The organism is Peribacillus sp. GL_122 (assembly GCF_057835005.1).
The window spans coordinates 1,636,843-1,656,754 of sequence record NZ_CM174415.1; the positions used below are offsets into that span (position 1 = coordinate 1,636,843).

General features: G+C 43.2%; 19 protein-coding genes. 18 read left to right on the forward strand and 1 reads right to left on the reverse strand.

Annotation, left to right across the window (positions count from 1 at the left end; translation table 11 throughout):
- Nucleotides 1-4: 4 nt before the first annotated feature.
- The 11 genes from priA to spoVM all read left to right on the forward strand — a co-directional run bounded on the left by priA (nt 5) and on the right by spoVM (nt 11,692).
- The gene (gene priA, locus AC3ISB_RS07990) at nt 5-2,416 is read left to right on the forward strand and encodes a primosomal protein N' (protein WP_480339137.1); all 2,412 of its coding nucleotides are present in this window, start codon (nt 5-7) and stop codon (nt 2,414-2,416) included.
- A gap of 95 nt (nt 2,417-2,511) precedes the next feature.
- Nucleotides 2,512-2,997, forward strand: a complete 486-nt coding sequence (gene def, locus AC3ISB_RS07995) for a peptide deformylase (RefSeq protein WP_098371054.1) — start codon at nt 2,512-2,514, stop codon at nt 2,995-2,997.
- Nucleotides 2,994-3,953, forward strand: coding sequence for a methionyl-tRNA formyltransferase (gene fmt / locus AC3ISB_RS08000; protein ID WP_098371053.1), 960 nt, complete (start codon nt 2,994-2,996; stop codon nt 3,951-3,953). The genes def and fmt overlap by 4 nt, the downstream gene beginning before the upstream one ends.
- Nucleotides 3,940-5,292, forward strand: a complete 1,353-nt coding sequence (gene rsmB / locus AC3ISB_RS08005) for a 16S rRNA (cytosine(967)-C(5))-methyltransferase RsmB (RefSeq protein WP_141992201.1) — start codon at nt 3,940-3,942, stop codon at nt 5,290-5,292. The genes fmt and rsmB overlap by 14 nt, the downstream gene beginning before the upstream one ends.
- Complete coding sequence (rlmN, locus tag AC3ISB_RS08010) at nt 5,292-6,386, forward strand: dual-specificity RNA methyltransferase RlmN (RefSeq protein ID WP_098371051.1); 1,095 nt, start codon at nt 5,292-5,294, stop codon at nt 6,384-6,386. Before rsmB ends, rlmN begins: the two co-directional genes overlap by 1 nt.
- Nucleotides 6,387-6,390: 4 nt before the next feature.
- The gene (locus AC3ISB_RS08015; protein ID WP_141992199.1) at nt 6,391-7,140 is read left to right on the forward strand and encodes a Stp1/IreP family PP2C-type Ser/Thr phosphatase; all 750 of its coding nucleotides are present in this window, start codon (nt 6,391-6,393) and stop codon (nt 7,138-7,140) included.
- Between the two features lie 5 nt (nt 7,141-7,145).
- Nucleotides 7,146-9,179: a Stk1 family PASTA domain-containing Ser/Thr kinase gene (gene pknB / locus AC3ISB_RS08020; RefSeq protein ID WP_480339136.1), complete on the forward strand. Its 2,034-nt coding sequence runs from the start codon at nt 7,146-7,148 to the stop codon at nt 9,177-9,179.
- A gap of 23 nt (nt 9,180-9,202) precedes the next feature.
- Nucleotides 9,203-10,084 (forward strand): ribosome small subunit-dependent GTPase A, encoded by an 882-nt coding sequence (gene rsgA, locus AC3ISB_RS08025; protein ID WP_141992197.1) that lies wholly within the window; start codon nt 9,203-9,205, stop codon nt 10,082-10,084.
- A 1-nt stretch (nt 10,085) separates the two neighbouring features.
- Nucleotides 10,086-10,733, forward strand: a complete 648-nt coding sequence (rpe, locus tag AC3ISB_RS08030) for a ribulose-phosphate 3-epimerase (RefSeq protein WP_480339135.1) — start codon at nt 10,086-10,088, stop codon at nt 10,731-10,733.
- A gap of 102 nt (nt 10,734-10,835) precedes the next feature.
- The gene (locus AC3ISB_RS08035) at nt 10,836-11,489 is read left to right on the forward strand and encodes a thiamine diphosphokinase (RefSeq protein WP_141992195.1); all 654 of its coding nucleotides are present in this window, start codon (nt 10,836-10,838) and stop codon (nt 11,487-11,489) included.
- Nucleotides 11,490-11,611: 122 nt separating this feature from the next.
- Entirely contained in the window at nt 11,612-11,692 is an 81-nt protein-coding gene (spoVM, locus tag AC3ISB_RS08040; RefSeq protein ID WP_034313769.1) for a stage V sporulation protein SpoVM, read from the forward strand.
- A gap of 185 nt (nt 11,693-11,877) precedes the next feature.
- Here the strand turns inward: spoVM and rpmB are convergent, their stop codons facing one another.
- Nucleotides 11,878-12,066: a 50S ribosomal protein L28 gene (gene rpmB, locus AC3ISB_RS08045; protein WP_034313767.1), complete on the reverse strand. Its 189-nt coding sequence runs from the start codon at nt 12,064-12,066 to the stop codon at nt 11,878-11,880.
- 253 nt (nt 12,067-12,319) lie between these two features.
- On the opposite strand from rpmB, the gene AC3ISB_RS08050 reads away from it, so the two are divergent.
- The 7 genes from AC3ISB_RS08050 to plsX all read left to right on the forward strand — a co-directional run bounded on the left by AC3ISB_RS08050 (nt 12,320) and on the right by plsX (nt 19,898).
- Nucleotides 12,320-12,682: an Asp23/Gls24 family envelope stress response protein gene (locus AC3ISB_RS08050; protein ID WP_048684651.1), complete on the forward strand. Its 363-nt coding sequence runs from the start codon at nt 12,320-12,322 to the stop codon at nt 12,680-12,682.
- 18 nt (nt 12,683-12,700) lie between these two features.
- Nucleotides 12,701-14,371 carry a DAK2 domain-containing protein gene (locus AC3ISB_RS08055; RefSeq protein WP_489275988.1) on the forward strand — a complete coding sequence of 557 codons (1,671 nt, stop codon included), beginning with the start codon at nt 12,701-12,703 and terminating at the stop codon, nt 14,369-14,371.
- A gap of 207 nt (nt 14,372-14,578) precedes the next feature.
- Complete coding sequence (sdaAB, locus tag AC3ISB_RS08060) at nt 14,579-15,241, forward strand: L-serine ammonia-lyase, iron-sulfur-dependent subunit beta (RefSeq protein WP_489275989.1); 663 nt, start codon at nt 14,579-14,581, stop codon at nt 15,239-15,241.
- 37 nt (nt 15,242-15,278) lie between these two features.
- Entirely contained in the window at nt 15,279-16,163 is an 885-nt protein-coding gene (sdaAA, locus tag AC3ISB_RS08065; protein WP_141992193.1) for an L-serine ammonia-lyase, iron-sulfur-dependent, subunit alpha, read from the forward strand.
- A complete protein-coding gene (gene recG / locus AC3ISB_RS08070) occupies nt 16,160-18,211 on the forward strand; it encodes an ATP-dependent DNA helicase RecG (RefSeq protein WP_480339133.1) in 2,052 nt (683 codons plus the stop codon). The genes sdaAA and recG overlap by 4 nt, the downstream gene beginning before the upstream one ends.
- 118 nt (nt 18,212-18,329) lie before the next feature.
- Complete coding sequence (gene fapR / locus AC3ISB_RS08075; protein ID WP_098371041.1) at nt 18,330-18,887, forward strand: transcription factor FapR; 558 nt, start codon at nt 18,330-18,332, stop codon at nt 18,885-18,887.
- Nucleotides 18,888-18,911: 24 nt separating this feature from the next.
- Entirely contained in the window at nt 18,912-19,898 is a 987-nt protein-coding gene (gene plsX, locus AC3ISB_RS08080) for a phosphate acyltransferase PlsX (RefSeq protein WP_098371040.1), read from the forward strand.
- The last annotated feature ends 14 nt before the right edge of the window (nt 19,899-19,912 follow it).

Here is a 19,912-nt window from a genome sequence, read left to right on the forward strand (position 1 = left end):
TCTTATGGATATAGCATCCGTCATCGTGGATGTACCTGCTAAACAAACGGATCGAGAATTCGACTATCGCATACCTGAAAAGTGGAACCAAGTCATCAAGCCCGGAATGCGGGTCATCGTCCCATTCGGTCCAAGAATGGTGCAGGGATTCGTCACAGGCTTAAAAGCTAAAAGCGACTTTGCGAAATTACGCAATATAAAGGAACCAATGGATTTGGAGCCTATCCTTAATGATGAATTGCTGCAGCTTGGTGACTGGTTGACTAAAGAGGCGATGTGTTTTAAAATTTCAGCGCTGCAGGCCATGCTTCCGGCAGCGATGAAAGCAAAGTATGAAAAAGTTATTAAAGTCGTTGAAGATAAAAAGGAGCAGCTGCCTCTCTACATTCAAAACCTTTTCGGAAAAAATGATTCAATATCCTGGAAAGACGTGATTGAAGGGGAGAACGCCTCTCTCTTCCAAAAGGAAATGCAAAATGGCAATCTTGAACTCGTATATAATGTGAAAAACCGACTAAATAAGAAGACGGTCCGTGTCATTAAATCTTTGCTTTCCCCTAAGGAACTGAAAGAAATGGCATCAGCCATGTCCAGCCATGCAAAAAAACAACAGGAACTCCTTCAATACTTTATTGAACATCAAGAACCCATTCCGTTAAAGGAATTGCTTGAATTGATAAACACATCGAGCGGTACCGTCAAATCCCTAGTGGCAAAAGGGGCTTTGGCGGAAATGGATCAAGAAATATACCGTGATCCGTATGAAAACCGTGTGTTCGAAAAATCCACACCCTTTACACTAACAGCTGAACAAACAGCTGCCTTGAAGCCCATCAACGAGAAAATACATCATGATGAACATGATGTCTTTCTTTTATATGGTGTAACAGGCAGCGGGAAGACGGAAGTGTATCTACAGGCAATTGCCTCTGTCATTGAAAAAGGGAAGGAAGCCATCATGCTTGTACCTGAAATCTCCTTAACGCCACAGACGGTGAAGCGGTTTAAGGAACGATTTGGTGAGCAGGTAGCTGTCATGCATAGCGGTTTATCCGTAGGTGAAAAATATGATGAATGGCGGAAAATTCATCGTAAGGAAGTTAAAGTGGTGGTGGGGGCGCGTTCAGCCGTGTTTGCTCCTTTTGAAAACCTGGGGCTGATCATCATTGATGAAGAACATGAATCCAGTTATAAGCAAGAAGAAACCCCAAGGTACCACGCCAGGGATGTTGCCATTGAAAGAGCAAAATCATATAAGTGTCCGGTAATTCTTGGCAGCGCCACACCTACACTTGAATCTTTTGCGCGTGCCAAGAAAAACGTCTATAAATTATTGACCCTTAGCCAGAGGATGAATAAAAATGCGTTGCCAGCAGTGGATATTGTAGATATGAGGGAAGAACTAAGAACGGGAAATCGTTCCATGTTTTCGGAGCTGCTCTTTACCAAGCTGAAAGACCGGCTTGAGAAGGGAGAGCAAACAGTCCTGATGCTAAATAAAAGGGGACATTCTTCCTTTGTGATGTGCCGAAGCTGCGGATTGGTCATCAACTGCCCTAATTGTGACATTTCACTTACTTATCATCGCTTTAATGATATAATGAAATGCCATTATTGTGGGTTTGAAGAGGGAATGCCTTCCGTTTGCCCTGAATGTGAAAGTGAACATATAAGGTTCTTCGGTACAGGCACTCAAAAGGTTGAAGAAGAGCTAGCAAAAATCCTCCCTGAAGCACGGGTCATACGAATGGATGTTGACACGACGAGCAAGAAAGGTTCACATGAGCGGTTGCTGAATGCTTTTGGTGAAGGGAAGGCCGATATATTGCTAGGTACCCAAATGATAGCAAAAGGCCTTGATTTTCCTAATATCACTCTTGTTGGAGTCCTATCAGCTGATACGATGCTGCATCTGCCTGATTTCCGTTCTTCTGAAAAGACATTCCAGCTGCTGACGCAGGTAAGCGGAAGGGCGGGACGTCATCAGCTTCCGGGAGAAGTGGTCATCCAAACCTATACGCCTGAGCATTACAGCATCGAGCTTTCTGCCTTACAGGATTTTGATGCTTTTTATGAACGGGAGATGCATCTAAGGAGGCAAAGTCATTACCCTCCCTATTATTATGTTGTCCTTATAACCGTTTCACATGAAGACTTAATGAAGACGGTCAGTGTTACTGAAAAAATCACCAATTATTTAGGCTCACGATTGAATCGGGATTCTATCGTACTAGGTCCGGTTGCTTCGCCCATTAGTCGAATCAACAATAGATATCGCTATCAATGTCTGATAAAATACAAACGAGAGCCGGACCTTAATCAGCATCTACGCACACTTTTGGAGCATTACCAAAAAGAAACCGCTCAAAATCATCTGCAGATTTCAATAGATTTAAATCCACAGATCATGATGTAATTGTTTAAGAGATGGATGATTACCGCGAGCTGTTACAGCTTGCGTTTTTATATAATGAAGTGTTGTTTTTCATATCTAGGAGGGTACCTTTAATTTTGGCTATTTTACCGATTGTCTTGTTTCCTGAAAAAATTTTAGAACAAAAATGCGATAAAGTAACAAGTTTTGATAAAAAGTTGGCAAAGCTGTTAAATAATATGTATGAAACGATGGTGGAGGCGGATGGCGTTGGACTTGCAGCACCTCAGGTTGGCGTGAAAAAGCAAGTGGCCGTCGTTGAAATAGAGGAAGGATCAGGTGCTATCGAACTGATTAATCCGGAAGTGCTGGAAGTGGAAGGCGAACAGACAGGTGTTGAAGGATGCTTGAGCTTCCCGAGTTTATATGGCGAAGTATCGCGTCCATACCGTGTCAAAGTCCGGGCACAAGACCGAAAAGGATCGTTTTTCGAGATAGAAGCGGAGGATTTCCTCGCGAGGGCCCTTCAGCACGAAATTGATCATCTGCAAGGAGTTTTATTTACAAGTAAGGTTTCCCGGTATATTTCGGAAGAAGAGTTAGAAAGGTTTGGGGAAGAATGACAAAAATTATATTTATGGGTACGCCGGACTTTTCAGTGCCGGTATTGAGAAGAATCATTGATGAAGGGTATGAAGTGATCGCTGTGGTCACACAGCCCGATCGTCCAGTAGGCCGCAAAAAGGTGCTGACGCCGCCGCCAGTTAAGGTCGAAGCCGAAAAGCAGGGGATTCCCGTTTATCAGCCCGAAAAAATCCGTGAAAAAGAAGAACTTGAAAAAATCATTGCATTGAATCCTGACTTAGTGGTGACGGCTGCTTTCGGTCAAATCCTTCCGAATGAATTGCTGGATGCCCCTAAGTACGGCTGTATTAATGTACATGCCTCCCTGCTTCCTGAACTGCGTGGAGGGGCGCCAATTCATTATTCCATTTTACAAGGGAAAGAAAAGACGGGAATAACCATCATGTACATGGCGGAAAAATTGGATGCCGGTGATATATTGACTCAGGCGGAAGTTATTATAGAGGAAGAAGACAATGTAGGTTCACTGCATGATAAATTAAGCAAGATAGGATCGGATTTACTTGCAGAGACGCTTCCGAAACTTATAAATCAGGAGTTACAGGCGATCAAGCAGGATGAGGCAAAAGCGTCTTTTGCGCCTAACATAAAACGGTCTGAGGAAAAAATCGACTGGTCGAAATCAGGGGAAGACATCTATAACCATGTACGTGGCCTGAATCCTTGGCCTGTTGCTTATACAACCTTAGATGGGGCCATTTTGAAAATTTGGCAGGTAAAGAAACTTGAAGATGGCAATCAGGCAGTGCCGGGCACGGTCATTGATGTACAAAGTGATGGTTTCATCGTTTCGACAGGCAATGAGACGGCAATACTAGTTACAGAACTGCAGCCTTCAGGGAAGAAAAAAATGCCGGCGAAAGATTATTTGCGCGGAGCCGGATCGTTCATTAAAGCAGGCATGAAGTTAGGAGAACAGAATGAAGCAAACTAAAAAGGGAGTACGTGAAATCGCTCTCGATATCTTGGAATCTGTAGAGAAAAACCAATCCTACAGTAACCTATTATTGAACAATTTGATTAAAAAGCACCAGTTATCCGCCGTGGACAGCGGACTGCTTACAGAAATAAGCTACGGTACCATACAGCGGAAGATGACTTTGGATTATTATTTGAACCCATATATTAAACAACCGAAAAAAACGCAAAGCTGGGTCATCAATTTACTTAGACTTTCCGTTTACCAAATGGTCTATTTAGATAAAGTGCCTGATCATGCAATCATTTTCGAGGCCGTCGAAATTTCCAAAAAGCGCGGGCATAAAGGTACATCTTCGATGGTAAATGGTGTACTTCGTAATATTCAAAGAAATGGTGTTCCTTCTTTAGGTGATATTAAAGATGATCTGGAACGGCTTTCCATAGAAGTAAGTCACCCAATTTGGTTGGTCAAGCGTTGGGTAGAGCAATTTGGTTTTGAAAAAACCAAGGAAATGTGTGAAATCAACTTAACTGCGCCTTTACAGACGGGACGGGTTAATTTAAAGAAGATTTCACGCCGTGAACTGATCAGCATATTAACGGAAGAAGGATATGATGTTGAAGCAAGTGAAGTCGTTCCCGAAGCAATCGTCAGCTATAAAGGGAATCTTGCTCATTCAGAAAGCTACAAATTAGGGTATTTATCGATTCAGGACGAGAGTTCAATGCTTGTAGCCCATGCATTAGGTGCGAATGAAAATGATGCTGTACTCGATTGCTGTGCTGCACCTGGAGGGAAAACGACACATATCGCAGAAGGCTTGACCACTGGACAAGTATATGCGCTCGACCTTCATGAGCATAAGGTCAAGCTCATTAAAGAGCAGGCTGAGCGCCTAAAACTCAGAAACAATATTAAGACAATGGCCCTTGATAGCAGGAATGTGCAAGAACACTTTAATAAGGAAGGGTTTGACAGGGTGCTGATCGATGCACCATGTTCCGGATTGGGAGTCATGCGCCGGAAGCCTGATGTAAAGTACACTAAAACAAAAGATGATATAATGAAACTCTCAAGTATACAAAAACAATTATTGGAATCGGCTGCCCCGCTTGTCAAACAAGGCGGACGGTTAGTATATAGTACCTGTACGGTGGATAAAGAAGAAAATGACAAAGTCGCTGCAGCATTTTTGGAAAGCCATCCGGATTTTGAAAGCGATGCAACCTTGTCCACAAGAATGCCTGAAAGCGTTCAGCCATTTATCGAGGGTCATACGCTGCAAGTTTTTCCGCAATATTTTAGCAGTGACGGATTCTTTATTGCGAGTTTTAGAAAGAAGGTGCTGTAATGGCAGAAATCACTAAATCATCTAGAGTAAGAAAAGACACGACACCAGAAAAACCATCGATCTACTCATTAGAGCTTCACCAAATTAAAGAATGGCTTATTCAAAATGGAGAGAAGGCATTCCGGGCCGAACAAGTATATGACTGGCTTTATAAAAAGCGTGTCTCCAGTTTTGAAGATATGTCCAACCTTTCGAAAACATTACGGGATAAGCTGGAATCACAATTCACCTTCACGACATTGAAGACTTTGATTCAGCAAACGTCCAATGACGGAACGATGAAGTTTTTATTTGAACTCCATGATGGATATTCGATTGAAACGGTGCTGATGCGCCATGAATACGGAAACTCCATTTGCGTGACAACGCAGGTAGGATGTAGAATTGGCTGTACATTCTGTGCATCGACATTAGGCGGTTTAAAGCGTAATCTTGAATCAGGGGAAATTGTTGCCCAGGTCGTTAAAGTTCAGCAAGCACTTGACGAATCGGAAGAACGTGTTAGTTCTGTCGTTATCATGGGAATCGGTGAACCGTTTGATAACTACGATAATATGATGTCATTCTTGAAGAATATAAACCATGAAAAGGGCTTGAACATCGGGGCGCGTCATATTACCGTTTCCACAAGTGGAATCATTCCTAAAATCTATAAGTTTGCCGAAGAAAGCATGCAAATAAACTTTGCTGTTTCCCTTCATGCACCGAATACGGAATTGAGAAGTAAATTGATGCCGATCAATAAGGCCTACAAACTTCCAGACTTGATTGAAGCCATCAAATACTATACAGAAAAAACAGGTCGCCGTGTAAGTTTTGAATATGGTCTATTCGGTGGCGAAAATGATACAGTGGAGCACGCAGAAGAATTAGCAAGTTTAATAAAAGGGATAAAATGCCATGTTAACTTAATACCGGTTAACTATGTACCTGAACGCAACTATGTACGTACACCTCGGGACCAAATTTTTGAGTTTGAAAAAACATTGAAGAAGCGCGGCATTAATGTAACGATCCGAAGGGAACAAGGCAGTGATATTGACGCAGCCTGCGGCCAGCTTCGGGCCAAGGAGCGCAAAGAAGAGACGAGGTGACCCTATGAGGGCAATATTTAAGACAGACCGTGGAAAAGTCCGCCAGCATAATGAAGATAATGGCGGAATCTTTAAGAACTCGGAAGGCGTTCGCCTTGCCATCGTTGCAGATGGCATGGGCGGCCACCGTGCCGGGGATGTAGCCAGTGCAATGACGATAGACCTTCTGAAAAAGGGCTGGGAAGCATCTACAGGTATCGAAACGGCAAATGAGGCCGAGGATTGGCTGAAGCAGCAAATCGTCTTGGTCAATCAGTTGCTTTTTGAACATGCTGAATCGAATACGGAATGTAAGGGCATGGGGACCACCATTGTTGCAGCCATTTGCACCGACAAGTTTGCTACCATTGCTAACATCGGGGACAGCCGATGTTATTTGTATAATGAGAGCGGTTTTAAGCAGGTCACGGAAGACCATTCACTTGTTAATGAATTGGTCCGTTCCGGGCAGATTTCAAAGGAAGATGCCGAAAACCACCCACGGAAAAATGTTTTATTACGAGCCCTGGGGACAGAAATGCAAGTGGAAATGGACATTATGACTGTCATCTTCGAAGAAAATGATTTACTATTGCTTTGTTCGGATGGATTGACGAATAAAGTGAGTGAACAGGAACTGGAAGAAACCATAACCAATGAACAGTCACTTGAAGAAAAGGCGAATTCATTAATAGATAAGGCCAATCACTACGGTGGGGAAGATAATATCACCCTTGTGCTTGTTCAATTTACTGAAGAAAGTGAAAGCAGGTGAATTGAATGTTGATTGGTAGAAGAATCAACGGCCGTTATAAACTGATCGAGATGGTCGGCGGCGGCGGTATGGCGAATGTTTACCTTGCAAGGGATATGATCTTAGATAGGGACGTTGCATTGAAAATCCTTCGCATGGACTTTAATAATGACGAAGAGTTCATCAAGCGCTTCAATCGGGAAGCCCAATCGGCAACCAGTTTGGCCCATCCCAATATCGTAAGCATTTATGATGTTGGTGAAGAAGATTCAATCTATTATATTGTAATGGAATACGTGGACGGTTTTACTCTAAAGCAATACATACAAAAATATTATCCAATTCCAGTTGATGAAGCCCTGGATATCATGAAGCAAATCACGGCAGCGATTTCCCATGCCCATCACAATGGGATTATCCATCGTGACATCAAGCCACAGAACATTTTGATAGATAAAGAAGGAACCGTCAAGATTACGGACTTCGGTATTGCATTGGCCCTAAGTGCAACAAACATAACGCAGACCAACGCAGTCTTGGGCTCGGTTCATTACTTATCTCCGGAACAGGCCAGAGGCGGTATGGCCAATAAGAAATCGGACATTTATTCACTGGGCATCGTCATGTTTGAATTGTTGACGGGGAGATTGCCTTTTTCGGGTGAATCAGCCGTTTCGATCGCGCTTAAACATTTACAATCGGAAACTCCTTCGCCAAAACGCTGGAACTCTGAAATACCTCAGAGTGTGGAAAATATTATCCTGAAAGCGACAGCCAAAGATTCATATTACCGCTATGATAGCGTGGACTCAATGGAAGATGACATGCGGACTTCGCTTAATCCTGAGCGTTCAAATGAACTGCCTTTTGCCATTCCTGAAGATCATGATGCAACAAAAGCCATCCCCGTCATAACGGATGATCAGATTTCAAGCGTGGATGAGACAATCATAAGGGGTCCGGAAAAAAATACATTGGTCTATGCGGACGATGAAGAAAGTGAATCAGAAGCAGAGAGTAAATCGAAAAAGAAACAGAAAAAACAAAAGAAACAGAAAAAACAAAAAATCAAGTCGGAACATAAAGGTAAAAAACGAAAGAACATGCCTGCGATCTTGGTGACCACCTTTTTAGTTCTTGCCCTGCTTGCTGTTTTATCTGTCACTGTTTTACCTCCCCTCCTTGTTTCGAAGGAAGTGACGATCCCGGACCTTAAAGGGGAAAAATTGGATGATGCCATTACTGAATTGCTTGAAATGGATTTGGAAATTGGGGACACGATCGAGATTGAAGATGAAGAGGTCGAAGCTGGTCTTGTGATCAAAACCAACCCTAAGGAAGGTAAGACGGTCAAGGAAGGTGCAGTGATCGATATTTATCAAAGCATTGGCAAAGAGACGATTTCATTGTCCAGTTATGAAGGTCGAGACTACTCTGATGTTAAATCCCTTCTTGAAAAAATGGGATTCAAAAACATAAGCGTGACCGAAAAATATGATGACAGTGCTGCCGGCACGATCATAGATCAATCGCCCTCGGGTGCCACTGAGGTCGTACCATCCGAAACGGAGCTTGAGCTAACGGTCAGTAAAGGGGCAGATCTGCTGAGCTTGAAGAACTTAACTGGGTTCAATCAAGCTGGCCTTGATGATTATTCCAATGAAAGTGGAATAAAGATCGATGTCGAAGAAGAAATCTATGATGATACAGTAGCAGAGGGGCTTGTCATTTCCCAGTCACCCGAACCTGCTACGAAGGTGGAAAAGGGCAGTACTGTGAAAGTGGTCATTTCAAAAGGGAAAGAAGAGATTCCTCCCAAGAGTGTAACGGAGGAAATCAAAATCGAGTATGATCCGGTTGAGCCAGGCAAAACGCAAAAAATACAAATTTTCATCGAGGATATCGACAATAGCATGACGGAGCCTCAAGAAACATTCTTTATCTTGGATGATGCCAAAAGAACGATCGAATTAATGGTTTCCCCGGATAAGAAAGCAGGATATAAAGTCATGCGGGACAATCAGGTCATCATTGACGAATCCGTCTCATATCCAGAATAAATTTAATAATTAGGAGTGTGGTTATGCCCGAAGGAAAAATTATCAAAGCATTAAGTGGATTTTATTATGTCCTTGATGGTGAAGAGGTCTATCAATGCCGCGGACGGGGCGTGTTCAGGAAAAATAAGGTAACGCCGCTTGTGGGTGATTATGTGGTTTTTGAAGCGGAAAATAAAACGGACGGGACCGTGACCGAAATAAAACCGCGAAAGAATGAATTGATTCGTCCGCAAATCTCGAATGTAGACCAGGCTATCCTTGTCTTTTCAGCAGTAGAGCCTGATTTCAGTCCGGCTTTGCTTGATCGATTCCTCGTACTGATCGAAGATAACGAAATCGAACCCATTATCGTCGTGACGAAACTTGACTTGGTTACGGCTGAAAACCAAAAGAAATTGTCTCAGTATATCAAGGACTATCAGAAACTTGGCTATACTGTACTGGAAACATCTTCAGTTACTGCTGGAGGAATTGAAGGACTAGTGCCGTATTTAGAAGGAAAAACCAGTGTATTTGCCGGTCAGTCCGGCGTTGGGAAATCGTCTTTGCTGAATGCAATCAATCCTGACTTGGCTTTAAAGACGGATGACATTTCATCACATCTGGGACGTGGGAAGCATACCACCCGCCACGTTGAATTGATTCATATTGGCTCTGGACTTGTCGCAGATACTCCAGGGTTCAGTTCACTTGAATTCATGGAAATGGAAGCTGAACGGTTATCTTATTGCTTCCCGGAAATGCATAAGTATGGGGAAGACTGTAAATTCCGTGCCTGCCTGCACGATAAAGAACCGAAGTGTGCAGTGAAGGAAGCGGTTGACGCCGGGGAAATTCCACGTTATCGATATGAGCATTATATGCAATTCTTAGAAGAAATCAGAGATAGAAAGCCGAGGTATTAAAATGGTTAAAATCGCACCATCCATTTTATCAGCTGACTTTGCAAAATTGGGAGAAGAAATTCTTGATGTGGAAAGGGGCGGAGCGGATTTAATCCATGTGGATGTCATGGATGGGCATTTCGTGCCGAATATAACGATAGGCTCACTAATTGTTGATGCTATCCGCCCGGTGACAAAACTTCCGCTTGATGTTCATTTAATGATCGAACAACCTGATCGTTATATCGAGGCTTTTGCGAAAGCGGGAGCCGATTATATAACTGTACATGTAGAGGCATGCACTCATTTGCATCGGACGATACAATTGATTAAATCTTTTGGTGTAAAGGCAGGCGTGGTGCTTAATCCAGCCACTCCGGCTTCCTTAATCCAACCTATAATCGAAGATATTGACATGGTATTGTTGATGACGGTCAATCCGGGTTTTGGCGGGCAAAAGTTCATTAAATCCGTTCTGCCGAAAATTGCCGAAGTGAAGGCGATGGCAGAAATGTATAATCAAAACCTCGAAATAGAGATTGATGGTGGAGTGAATAAAGAAACGGCTAAACTATGTATTGAACAAGGGGCGACAGTCCTGGTGGCCGGCTCGGCAATATATAATCAAGAAGATCGACACGCAGCGATTCAAAAGATTCGGGGAAAGTGATATAAGCCGACACTATCATATTCGTATGATGGTGGTCGGCTTTTTTTATCAATTAAACAAAGGCACCTTGGATATGATTAGATATAGAAAAGGATGATTTCAATGATTATTAGTATAATGGCTGGAGGTCCGGAATGCTTTTGGCCGGATCTGAAATGGTATGTGGAGAAGACTGATCTTTGGGTCGGGGTTGATAGGGGAGTATGGTCCTTGCTTGAAAAAGGTATCGAACCTAAGTACGGTTTTGGGGATTTTGATTCAGTTTCGGAAGGCGAATACAAGAAGATTGAGCAAAGGCTGGAACAAATCAATCTATATTCTTCGGAAAAGGATGAAACGGATTTAGAGATTGCATTTAAATGGGCAATAGGGCAAAAGCCAAGTGAAATTCATATCCTGGGCGCTACAGGGGGAAGAATGGACCATTTTCTTGGAAATATCCAGCTGCTCCAAAAAGAAAGTGTCCTCCCTTATCATGGCGATATAGAAATATACATAGTCGATCGGCAAAATATATTCACAGTAAAGACAGCAGGTTCATATGATGTCACTGCTTTGAAAGATAAGAAATACTTGTCATTGCTTCCTGTAACGGCGGAAGTCACCGGCATTACACTTTCGGGTTTCAAATACCCACTGAATGATGCAAGCGTGGAAATAGGTTCGACGCTTTGCATCAGCAATGAACTAATTTCCGATTCTGGGAATGTTTCATTTGAGAAAGGCATATTAATGGTGATAAGAAGCAGTGATTAAAATTCATGCTTAGAGCAGATTCGGATATAATTACGATCATCCTATATCCGCTTAAAAGCTTATGTTGTAATAGAAAAATTCCACTTCATCTTTAATTGTGGGATGCAAAGAGGAGGGGCATGATGAAATTTTATACGATTAAATTGCCAAAAGTTCTGGGCAGTTTGGTAAGGGCTATGCTCGGAGCGTTTAAAAAAGGCTGATACTTATCTCCATGACACCTCTCAAATTCAGGGAGGTGTTATTTTTCGGTAAAAAGGGGAAGCCATCCATTAATGGGTGAAGGCTTTCTTCCTTGATGCAGACCAGCCTTGATCAACGAATTGAAACCTTCCCCATTAATACTGGCCATTAAAGTAAAAAGGCATCCTAAGAGGATGCCGTAACATTATACGCGTTCTACTTTGCCCGATTTAAGAGCTCTTGCAGAAACGTATACACGTTTAGGTTTACCGTCAACTAAAATACGTACTTTTTGAAGGTTAGCGCCCCATGTACGCTTGCTAGCGTTCATTGCGTGAGAGCGGCTGTTACCAGAACGAGTTCTTCTTCCAGTGATTACACATTTACGTGCCATGTTAAATTCCCTCCTAACTACAACAAGCTTAAGTTTTTCGCAGTCGTCTTAAGTCTTTGTAAAATACTTTAATAATTTATCATACCTACCGTTAGAATGCAATACTTCAGTTAATTACTTTCAAGAAAAAAACCTTGACATACATACTTCAAAATTGAATTATATACAGTACCGTATGACATTTACTTTTAAAACCATAGACATTATAGTAAAATGTCTTTAGTTGATTTGATTTTTTGGGAGGGAAAAGAAAATGTCTATCGAATTACAAACGAAGTATGGACAAATTGACATCTCTAATGATGTTATCGCTACTGTAGCAGGCGGAGCAGCCGTGGATTGCTACGGAATTATAGGAATGGCTTCCAAAAAACAATTTAAAGACGGCATTGCCGAAATTTTAAGAAAAGAAAACTTTACTAAGGGTGTAATAGTCCGTCAAGAAGAAGAAGAAGTTCATATCGATATGTATATTATCGTAAGTTATGGAACGAAAATCTCGGAAGTTGCACATAATGTGCAATCAAAGGTAAAGTATACTCTGGACAAAACTGTAGGATTAGCTGTTGATTCCGTCAACATTTTTGTGCAGGGAGTTCGTGTGACGAACCCTTAAATATAGGAGGAAAGTTTTGTGTCAATTACAAGTTTAAACGGAAAGCGCTTTGCAGAAATGATCATTCAAGGTGCCAACCATTTAGCGGCTAATGCCCAAATGGTTGATGCGTTGAATGTTTTCCCTGTTCCAGATGGAGATACAGGAACGAATATGAATTTATCGATGACTTCGGGAGCGAAGGAAGTGCAAAATAACGTCCAGGAACACATCGGGAAAGTGGGTACGTCCCTTTCAAGAGGACTGCTAATGGGCGCACGCGGCAATTCAGGAGTAATCCTTTCGCAACTGTTCCGCGGTTTTGCTAAAGCGATTGAACATAAATCGGAAATCAATAGTGAAGAATTTGCCCAAGCTTTTGAAGCAGGGGTTCAGACAGCTTATAAAGCTGTAATGAAACCTGTTGAAGGAACCATTTTAACGGTTGCAAAAGATGCGGCCAAGCAAGCGGTTTCATCAGCAGCAAGGCACCAAGACCTTATTCAAGTAATGGAAGAAATCGTTAGTGAGGCCAATGCCTCATTAAAACGCACACCAGATCTTCTTCCAGTCTTAAAAGAAGTGGGAGTCGTTGATAGCGGTGGGCAAGGGTTGGTGTTCGTTTATGAAGGTTTCCTTGCTGAGCTGAAAGGTGAAGCCCTTCCAGTCCGATCTTCAAATGGTCCAAGCATGGACGACATGATCAGTGCCGAACATCACATGAATGTACAAGTGCATATGAATACGGAAGATATCGTGTATGGCTACTGTACGGAATTCATGGTCCGATTGGAAAGTGAAAAACTTGCCAATCAACCATTTGATGAAGAAAAATTCAGAAATGATTTAAGTGAATACGGGGATTCATTATTAGTCATCTCAGATGATGAAGTCGTCAAAGTACATATTCACTCGGAACAGCCTGGCACGTGCCTGAATTATGGACAGCAATATGGTAGTTTAATAAAAATGAAAATCGATAATATGCGTGAACAGCATACTGCGATTGTCGGTGAGACGAATACACCGCTTCAAACTAAACCGTCCACCAAAGAGAAGTACGCTGTAGTGTCAGTGGCGATGGGTGCTGGCATCAGCGAATTATTCAAAAGCATCGGCGCTAAGTCCATCATCGAAGGCGGCCAAACGATGAATCCTAGCACGGAAGATATCGTTAAAGCTGTCGAAGAGGCATATGCAGATTATGTGATCATCTTGCCTAATAATAAAAATATCATCATGGCGGCCAATCAGGCTGCAGATGTGCTTGGGGATCATGTGACTGTCATTCCATCGAAAACAGTACCACAGGGAATGGCTGCATTGTTGGCATTCAACCCTTCACTTGATGCTGAAGAGAATAAAAAAGCGATGATCGAAGCCCTTTCGCATGTGAAAACGGGCCAGATTACTTATGCTGTCCGGGATACAAACATTGACGGTCTAGCAATCGAGACCGGGGACTTCATGGGAATTGCTGAAGGCACCATCAAAGTGAAGGATAAAGACATGACTCAGGCGGCAAAAGGTCTTCTCTCCGATATGATTGACGAAGATTCGGAAATCCTTACCATTTTATATGGGGAAGATGCCACTGCTGAAGATGTCGAAAATCTTGTTGCGTTTTGTAATGAGAATTTCGAAGACGTTGAAGTTGAAGTCCATAATGGGAAACAACCTTTATATTCTTTTATTTTTTCAATTGAATAAGTAGAGGATCATGAAGATAAGGGAGACTTATTCGTCATAATTTTTTTAAGGATCCTGAAAAAAATAAAAGGCAATAAACTGCATATGTCATTAGGCTATGCAGTTTTATTTTTTTGAAAAGAAGGATTACGGACAGCGTGATTGTAATTACAATATATCAGGCTTTATTATTTAACTACTCCCAGTGTAAAGAAGGAGGAGCAAATCATGAAATTTAGAAGTGTATTCGATATAATTGGTCCTGTTATGATCGGCCCCTCTAGTTCCCATACAGCAGGAGCAGCAAGGATCGGTAGGGTTGCAAGGAATTTATTCGACCGGGAACCAAAATGGGCACATATTTCTTTTTACGGATCGTTTGCCAAAACCTATAAAGGCCATGGAACGGATGTAGCCATTGTAGGAGGCTTACTTGATTTTGATACATTTGATGAGAGAATCAAAGAATCGCTGGAACTAGCACGCAAAAAGAAAATGAAAATTACTTTTCGGGAAGAAGAAGCAGTGCCGGAACATCCCAATACTGCAAAAATAACAGTTGGTGATGATGATGGTGAACTGGAACTTGTCGGAATATCGATTGGCGGGGGAAAGATCGAAATCGTCGAACTGAATGGGTTTAAATTGAGGCTCTCCGGGCACAACCCTGCCATACTCGTCGTTCATGATGATCGATTTGGTGCCATTGCCAATGTTTCAAAAATATTAGCCAAGCATCAAATCAATATTGGCCAGATGGAAGTCTCCCGAAAAGAGAAAGGGAAGATGGCCTTGATGACGATTGAAGTGGACCATAACCTAGAGGATCACGTCATCGCTGAAATTACGGCACTCCCCAACATCACTCAAGTAGCAAGGATTGTGGATTGACAGGGCAATCGTTTCCACTTAGGAAGGAGAATGAATCATGTTTCGAAATGTAGCGGAATTAGTAGAATTAGCTGAATCAAAGCAGAAAAGAATTTCAACGCTGATGATAGAGCAGGAAATGGAAGTAACGGGAAAAAGCCGTGAAGAAATCATCCGCCAGATGGGTGTCAACCTGGATGTAATGGAACAGGCAGTTGAAAAAGGACTTCAAGGTGTACGGTCCGTTTCCGGCCTGACGGGAGGGGATGCAGTTCTTCTTCAGAATTACATTAAATCCGGAAATTCCTTATCCGGTGAACTGCTGTTGGATGCGGTAAGCAAAGCCGTGGCAACAAACGAAGTGAACGCAGCCATGGGAACGATTTGTGCGACACCGACTGCCGGATCTGCTGGTGTTGTGCCTGGAACACTTTTTGCTTTGCAAAATAAATTAAAACCGACTCGGGAACAAAAAATTGAGTTCCTATTTACAGCAGGGGCTTTTGGTTTTGTTGTTGCGAATAATGCTTCGATCTCTGGAGCCGCAGGGGGCTGTCAGGCGGAGGTCGGTTCTGCCTCGGGCATGGCAGCGGCAGCCATCGTTGAAATGGCAGGTGGGACACCGGCACAAAGTGCAGAAGCGATGGCTATCACATTAAAGAACATGCTTGGTCTTGTATGTGACCCTGTTGCTGGGCTTGTGGAAGTGCCTTGTGTGAAGCGGAATGCCATGGGTGCAGCCAATGCAATGGTTGCCGCAGATATGGCGTTAGCGGGGATCACAAGCCGGATACCGTGTGATGAAGTGATTGATGCGATGTATAAAATCGGGCAAACGATGCCATCGGCACTTAGGGAAACTGCACAAGGAGGTTTAGCGGCTACACCGACTGGGCGGGAGTTGGAAGCGAAAATCTTTGGCTTGCCGCTGAATAAGAAGTGAAAGCAACTATACAGGAACCCATAACAGCAGTAAAAGGAATTGGGGCCGAAACGGCGGCAGCGTTGGGGGAAATGGGGATCCATACCGTCGCGGATCTCCTTGAGCATCTCCCATATCGCTATGAAGATTACCGGTTGAGGGATTTGGAAACGGTCGAGCACGATGAGCGGGTTACCGTGGAAGGCAAGGTTCATACGGTGCCCACTTTAGGATACTTCGGAAAGAAAAAATCCAGGCTTACGATTAAAGTATTGACTGGGAGATATTTAATAAATGTCATTTTTTTTAACCAGCCATACCTGAAGCAAAAGCTTGCGATAGGGGAAACCGTAATGGTTACAGGAAAGTGGGATCGTCATCGCCAAACCATTACAGGGTCGGAATGCCACGTTGGTGATCGTAGCCGGGAGAAAGAGTTCGAACCGGTGTACTCAGTGAAAGGCAGCATTACGGTCAAGGGTCTCCGCCGCTTTATCTCCAATGCATTTTCTGAATATGGGGCAATGATAGAAGAGAATCTGCCCCCGCAATTATTGACGGCATACAAACTGATGCCTCGTAACGATGCTCTTCATACAATGCATTTCCCTCTATCGGCCAATGAGGTGAAAAAGGCTCGACGCCGTTTTGTGTATGAAGAGTTTTTATTGTTTCAACTTAAAATGCAGGCACTTCGTAAAGTGCAGAGGGAGCAGTCAAAAGGGATAGGACAGGAGTTTGACATGGAGCAGCTGGAAGCGTTCATTGGAACTCTCCCTTTTCCTTTGACGAACGCTCAAAATAGGGTCGTCGAGGAAATAATGAATGACATGAAATCTCCTTACCGGATGAATCGTCTACTTCAAGGGGATGTCGGGTCTGGAAAAACGGTGGTTGCCGCCATATGCCTGAAGGCGACGATTACAGCAGGTTTCCAAGGTGCACTTATGGTCCCGACGGAAATCTTGGCTGAGCAGCATTCACAATCCCTGAAGGCAATGTTGGAACCGAGTGGAGTAAAGGTCGCATTGTTGACAAGTTCGGTAAAAGGCAAAAAACGCAAGGAACTATTGCAAATGTTGGAATCCGGTGAGTTAGATCTTTTGATAGGAACTCATGCATTGATACAGGATGAAGTGAATTTTCGGAATCTAGGTCTTGTCATAACGGATGAACAACATCGTTTCGGAGTGGAACAGCGCCGCATCCTTCGTGAAAAAGGTACGAATCCAGATGTCCTTTTCATGACGGCAACACCGATTCCGCGAACGCTTGCAATTACAGTGTTTGGGGAAATGGACGTCTCCACGATCGATGAAATGCCTGCCGGGCGAAAAGCGATAGAAACCTATTGGGCGAAACACCAAATGCTTGATCGGATCTTAACCTTTGTCGAAAAGGAACTAAAGAAAGGGAGACAGGCTTACGTCATCTGTCCCTTGATTGAGGAGTCGGAGAAACTCGATTCTTTACAGAATGTTCTCGATGTTCATGCAATGCTGACACAATACTTTGCAAACAGGTACAAAGTGGGTCTTATGCATGGAAGGCTGCCCGCGGATGAAAAAGATGAAGTGATGCAGCAGTTTAGTGCCAATGAAGCTCAAATCCTTGTTTCTACGACGGTTGTCGAAGTTGGGGTGAATGTTCCAAATGCAACGGTAATGGTCATTTATGATGCAGAACGGTTTGGGCTTTCACAGTTGCATCAGTTACGCGGAAGAGTTGGACGGGGGAGTGATCAGTCCTTTTGCATACTGCTGGCTGATCCGAAAACGGAAGTCGGCAAAGAACGGATGAAAATAATGACCGAGACAAACGATGGTTTTGCCCTTTCCGAAAAAGATTTGGAACTTCGTGGCCCCGGGGACTTCTTCGGTAAAAAACAAAGCGGCCTTCCCGAGTTCAAGGTAGCCGACATGGTCCATGATTATAGGACCCTGGAAGTGGCAAGGACGGATGCAGCAAAATTGATTGCCTCCCAAAGCTTTTGGCATTCCCCGGAGTATACTCCGCTTCGGAACTATTTAGAGGGGACGGGCGTATTCACGGGAGAAAAGCTGGACTGAACTGAATGAAAAACCAATAGCAGATTGTGAGATTTTACGCAATATCTTGCAATCTGTTTTTAAAATATATATACTACTATTAGTACCTAGTCATAATACTACGGATGGTGACCTTCAAATGCGAAGAAATAAGAAGGAACGCCAGCAATTATTAATCGAAACGATTAAACAGAATCCTTTTGTAACGGATGAGGAGCTGGCTGAAAAATATTCGGTGAGCGTCCAGACCATTAGGCTTGACCGTCTTGAATTATCGATACCGGAACTGCGTGAGCGTATTAAAAGCGTTGCCGAGAAAAAATTCAGTGACGAAATCAGGGCATTGCCTTTGGATGAGATCATCGGGGAAGTAATTGACCTTAATTTAGATGATAATGCAATTTCGATTTTGGATATAAATAAAGAGCATGTCTTTAAGCGGAATGGAATTGCAAGGGGACATCACCTTTTTGCCCAAGCGAATTCATTGGCTGTAGCAGTCATAAATGATGAACTGGCATTAACTGCAAAAGCATCCATTTTATTCACTCGTTCTGTAAAGGAAAATGAAAGAGTGGTAGCTAAAGCGAGGGTTAAAAGCGTGGACCACACCAACGATCGTTCCGTGGTGGAAGTCAGAAGCTACGTGGGTAATGAACTGGTTTTTAAAGGCGAGTTCGAAATGTATCGCTCTTAACTTTCTAGTAAAGGATGAAAGAAAATGAAGATTACGATAGATGCCATGGGTGGCGATAATGCTCCCGAGGCACAGGTTTTGGGAGCGATGAAAGCTGTCGAGAATTTTTCCGATGTGGAAATCACCTTGATAGGCAATCAAGCTGAAATTAACCAATACTTAGCGAAACATGACCGTATAAGGGTTATACATACTGATGAAAAAATATTGAGTACCGATGAACCGGTTCGTGCGGTCCGGCGCAAGAAAAGCGCCTCGATGGTGTTGGCAGCACAGCAAGTGGCTGACGGAGAAGCCGATGCATGTATTTCTTCCGGCAATACAGGGGCGCTAATGGCTGCGGGCTTGTTTGTGGTCGGAAGGATAGAAGGAATTGAACGTCCGGCATTGGCTCCCACCCTTCCGACAATCGATGGTAAAGGTTTTGTGCTACTGGATGTAGGTGCGAACTCCGATGCGAAACCGGAGCATCTCCTTCAATTCGCCATAATGGGGTCTGTTTATGCACAAAAAGTGCGGGGAATCGAAAAGCCCCGTGTCGGATTACTTAATATTGGCACAGAAGAAAAAAAAGGGAATGAACTGACAAAGCATGCCTTTACATTACTGCAGCAATCATCGGAGATATCCTTTATAGGTAACGTAGAGGCAAGGGACCTCCTGAACGGGCCGGCAGATGTTGTCGTAACGGACGGCTTCACGGGAAATATGGTATTAAAGACGCTTGAAGGTACTGCTATGGGCGTATTCAAAATGGTGAAAACGGCTTTGATGAGCAATCTCAAGAGTAAGTTGGCCGCAGCAATGGTAAAGCCTGAACTAAAAGGCATAAAAAATAAAATGGATTACTCGGAGTATGGCGGTGCCGGCCTATTCGGTTTGAAGGCCCCAGTCATTAAGGCTCATGGTTCTTCAGATGCGAATGCGGTCTATAATGCAATACGCCAGACTCGCGATATGGTTGGAAATGACGTCATATCGACAATTGCGGAGACGATAGAAAAACAATAATAAATCATAGAGGC

Coding starts and splice junctions, on each gene's coding strand:
- priA (WP_480339137.1), top strand. CDS start 5: ATGGATATAGCATCCGTCATCGTGGATGTACCTGCTAAACAAACGGAT.
- fmt (WP_098371053.1), top strand. CDS start 2,994: ATGACAAAAATTATATTTATGGGTACGCCGGACTTTTCAGTGCCGGTA.
- rsmB (WP_141992201.1), top strand. CDS start 3,940: ATGAAGCAAACTAAAAAGGGAGTACGTGAAATCGCTCTCGATATCTTG.
- rlmN (WP_098371051.1), top strand. CDS start 5,292: ATGGCAGAAATCACTAAATCATCTAGAGTAAGAAAAGACACGACACCA.
- AC3ISB_RS08015 (WP_141992199.1), top strand. CDS start 6,391: ATGAGGGCAATATTTAAGACAGACCGTGGAAAAGTCCGCCAGCATAAT.
- pknB (WP_480339136.1), top strand. CDS start 7,146: ATGTTGATTGGTAGAAGAATCAACGGCCGTTATAAACTGATCGAGATG.
- rsgA (WP_141992197.1), top strand. CDS start 9,203: ATGCCCGAAGGAAAAATTATCAAAGCATTAAGTGGATTTTATTATGTC.
- rpe (WP_480339135.1), top strand. CDS start 10,086: ATGGTTAAAATCGCACCATCCATTTTATCAGCTGACTTTGCAAAATTG.
- AC3ISB_RS08035 (WP_141992195.1), top strand. CDS start 10,836: ATGATTATTAGTATAATGGCTGGAGGTCCGGAATGCTTTTGGCCGGAT.
- spoVM (WP_034313769.1), top strand. CDS start 11,612: ATGAAATTTTATACGATTAAATTGCCAAAAGTTCTGGGCAGTTTGGTA.
- rpmB (WP_034313767.1), bottom strand. CDS start 12,066: ATGGCACGTAAATGTGTAATCACTGGAAGAAGAACTCGTTCTGGTAAC.
- AC3ISB_RS08050 (WP_048684651.1), top strand. CDS start 12,320: ATGTCTATCGAATTACAAACGAAGTATGGACAAATTGACATCTCTAAT.
- sdaAB (WP_489275989.1), top strand. CDS start 14,579: ATGAAATTTAGAAGTGTATTCGATATAATTGGTCCTGTTATGATCGGC.
- sdaAA (WP_141992193.1), top strand. CDS start 15,279: ATGTTTCGAAATGTAGCGGAATTAGTAGAATTAGCTGAATCAAAGCAG.
- fapR (WP_098371041.1), top strand. CDS start 18,330: ATGCGAAGAAATAAGAAGGAACGCCAGCAATTATTAATCGAAACGATT.
- plsX (WP_098371040.1), top strand. CDS start 18,912: ATGAAGATTACGATAGATGCCATGGGTGGCGATAATGCTCCCGAGGCA.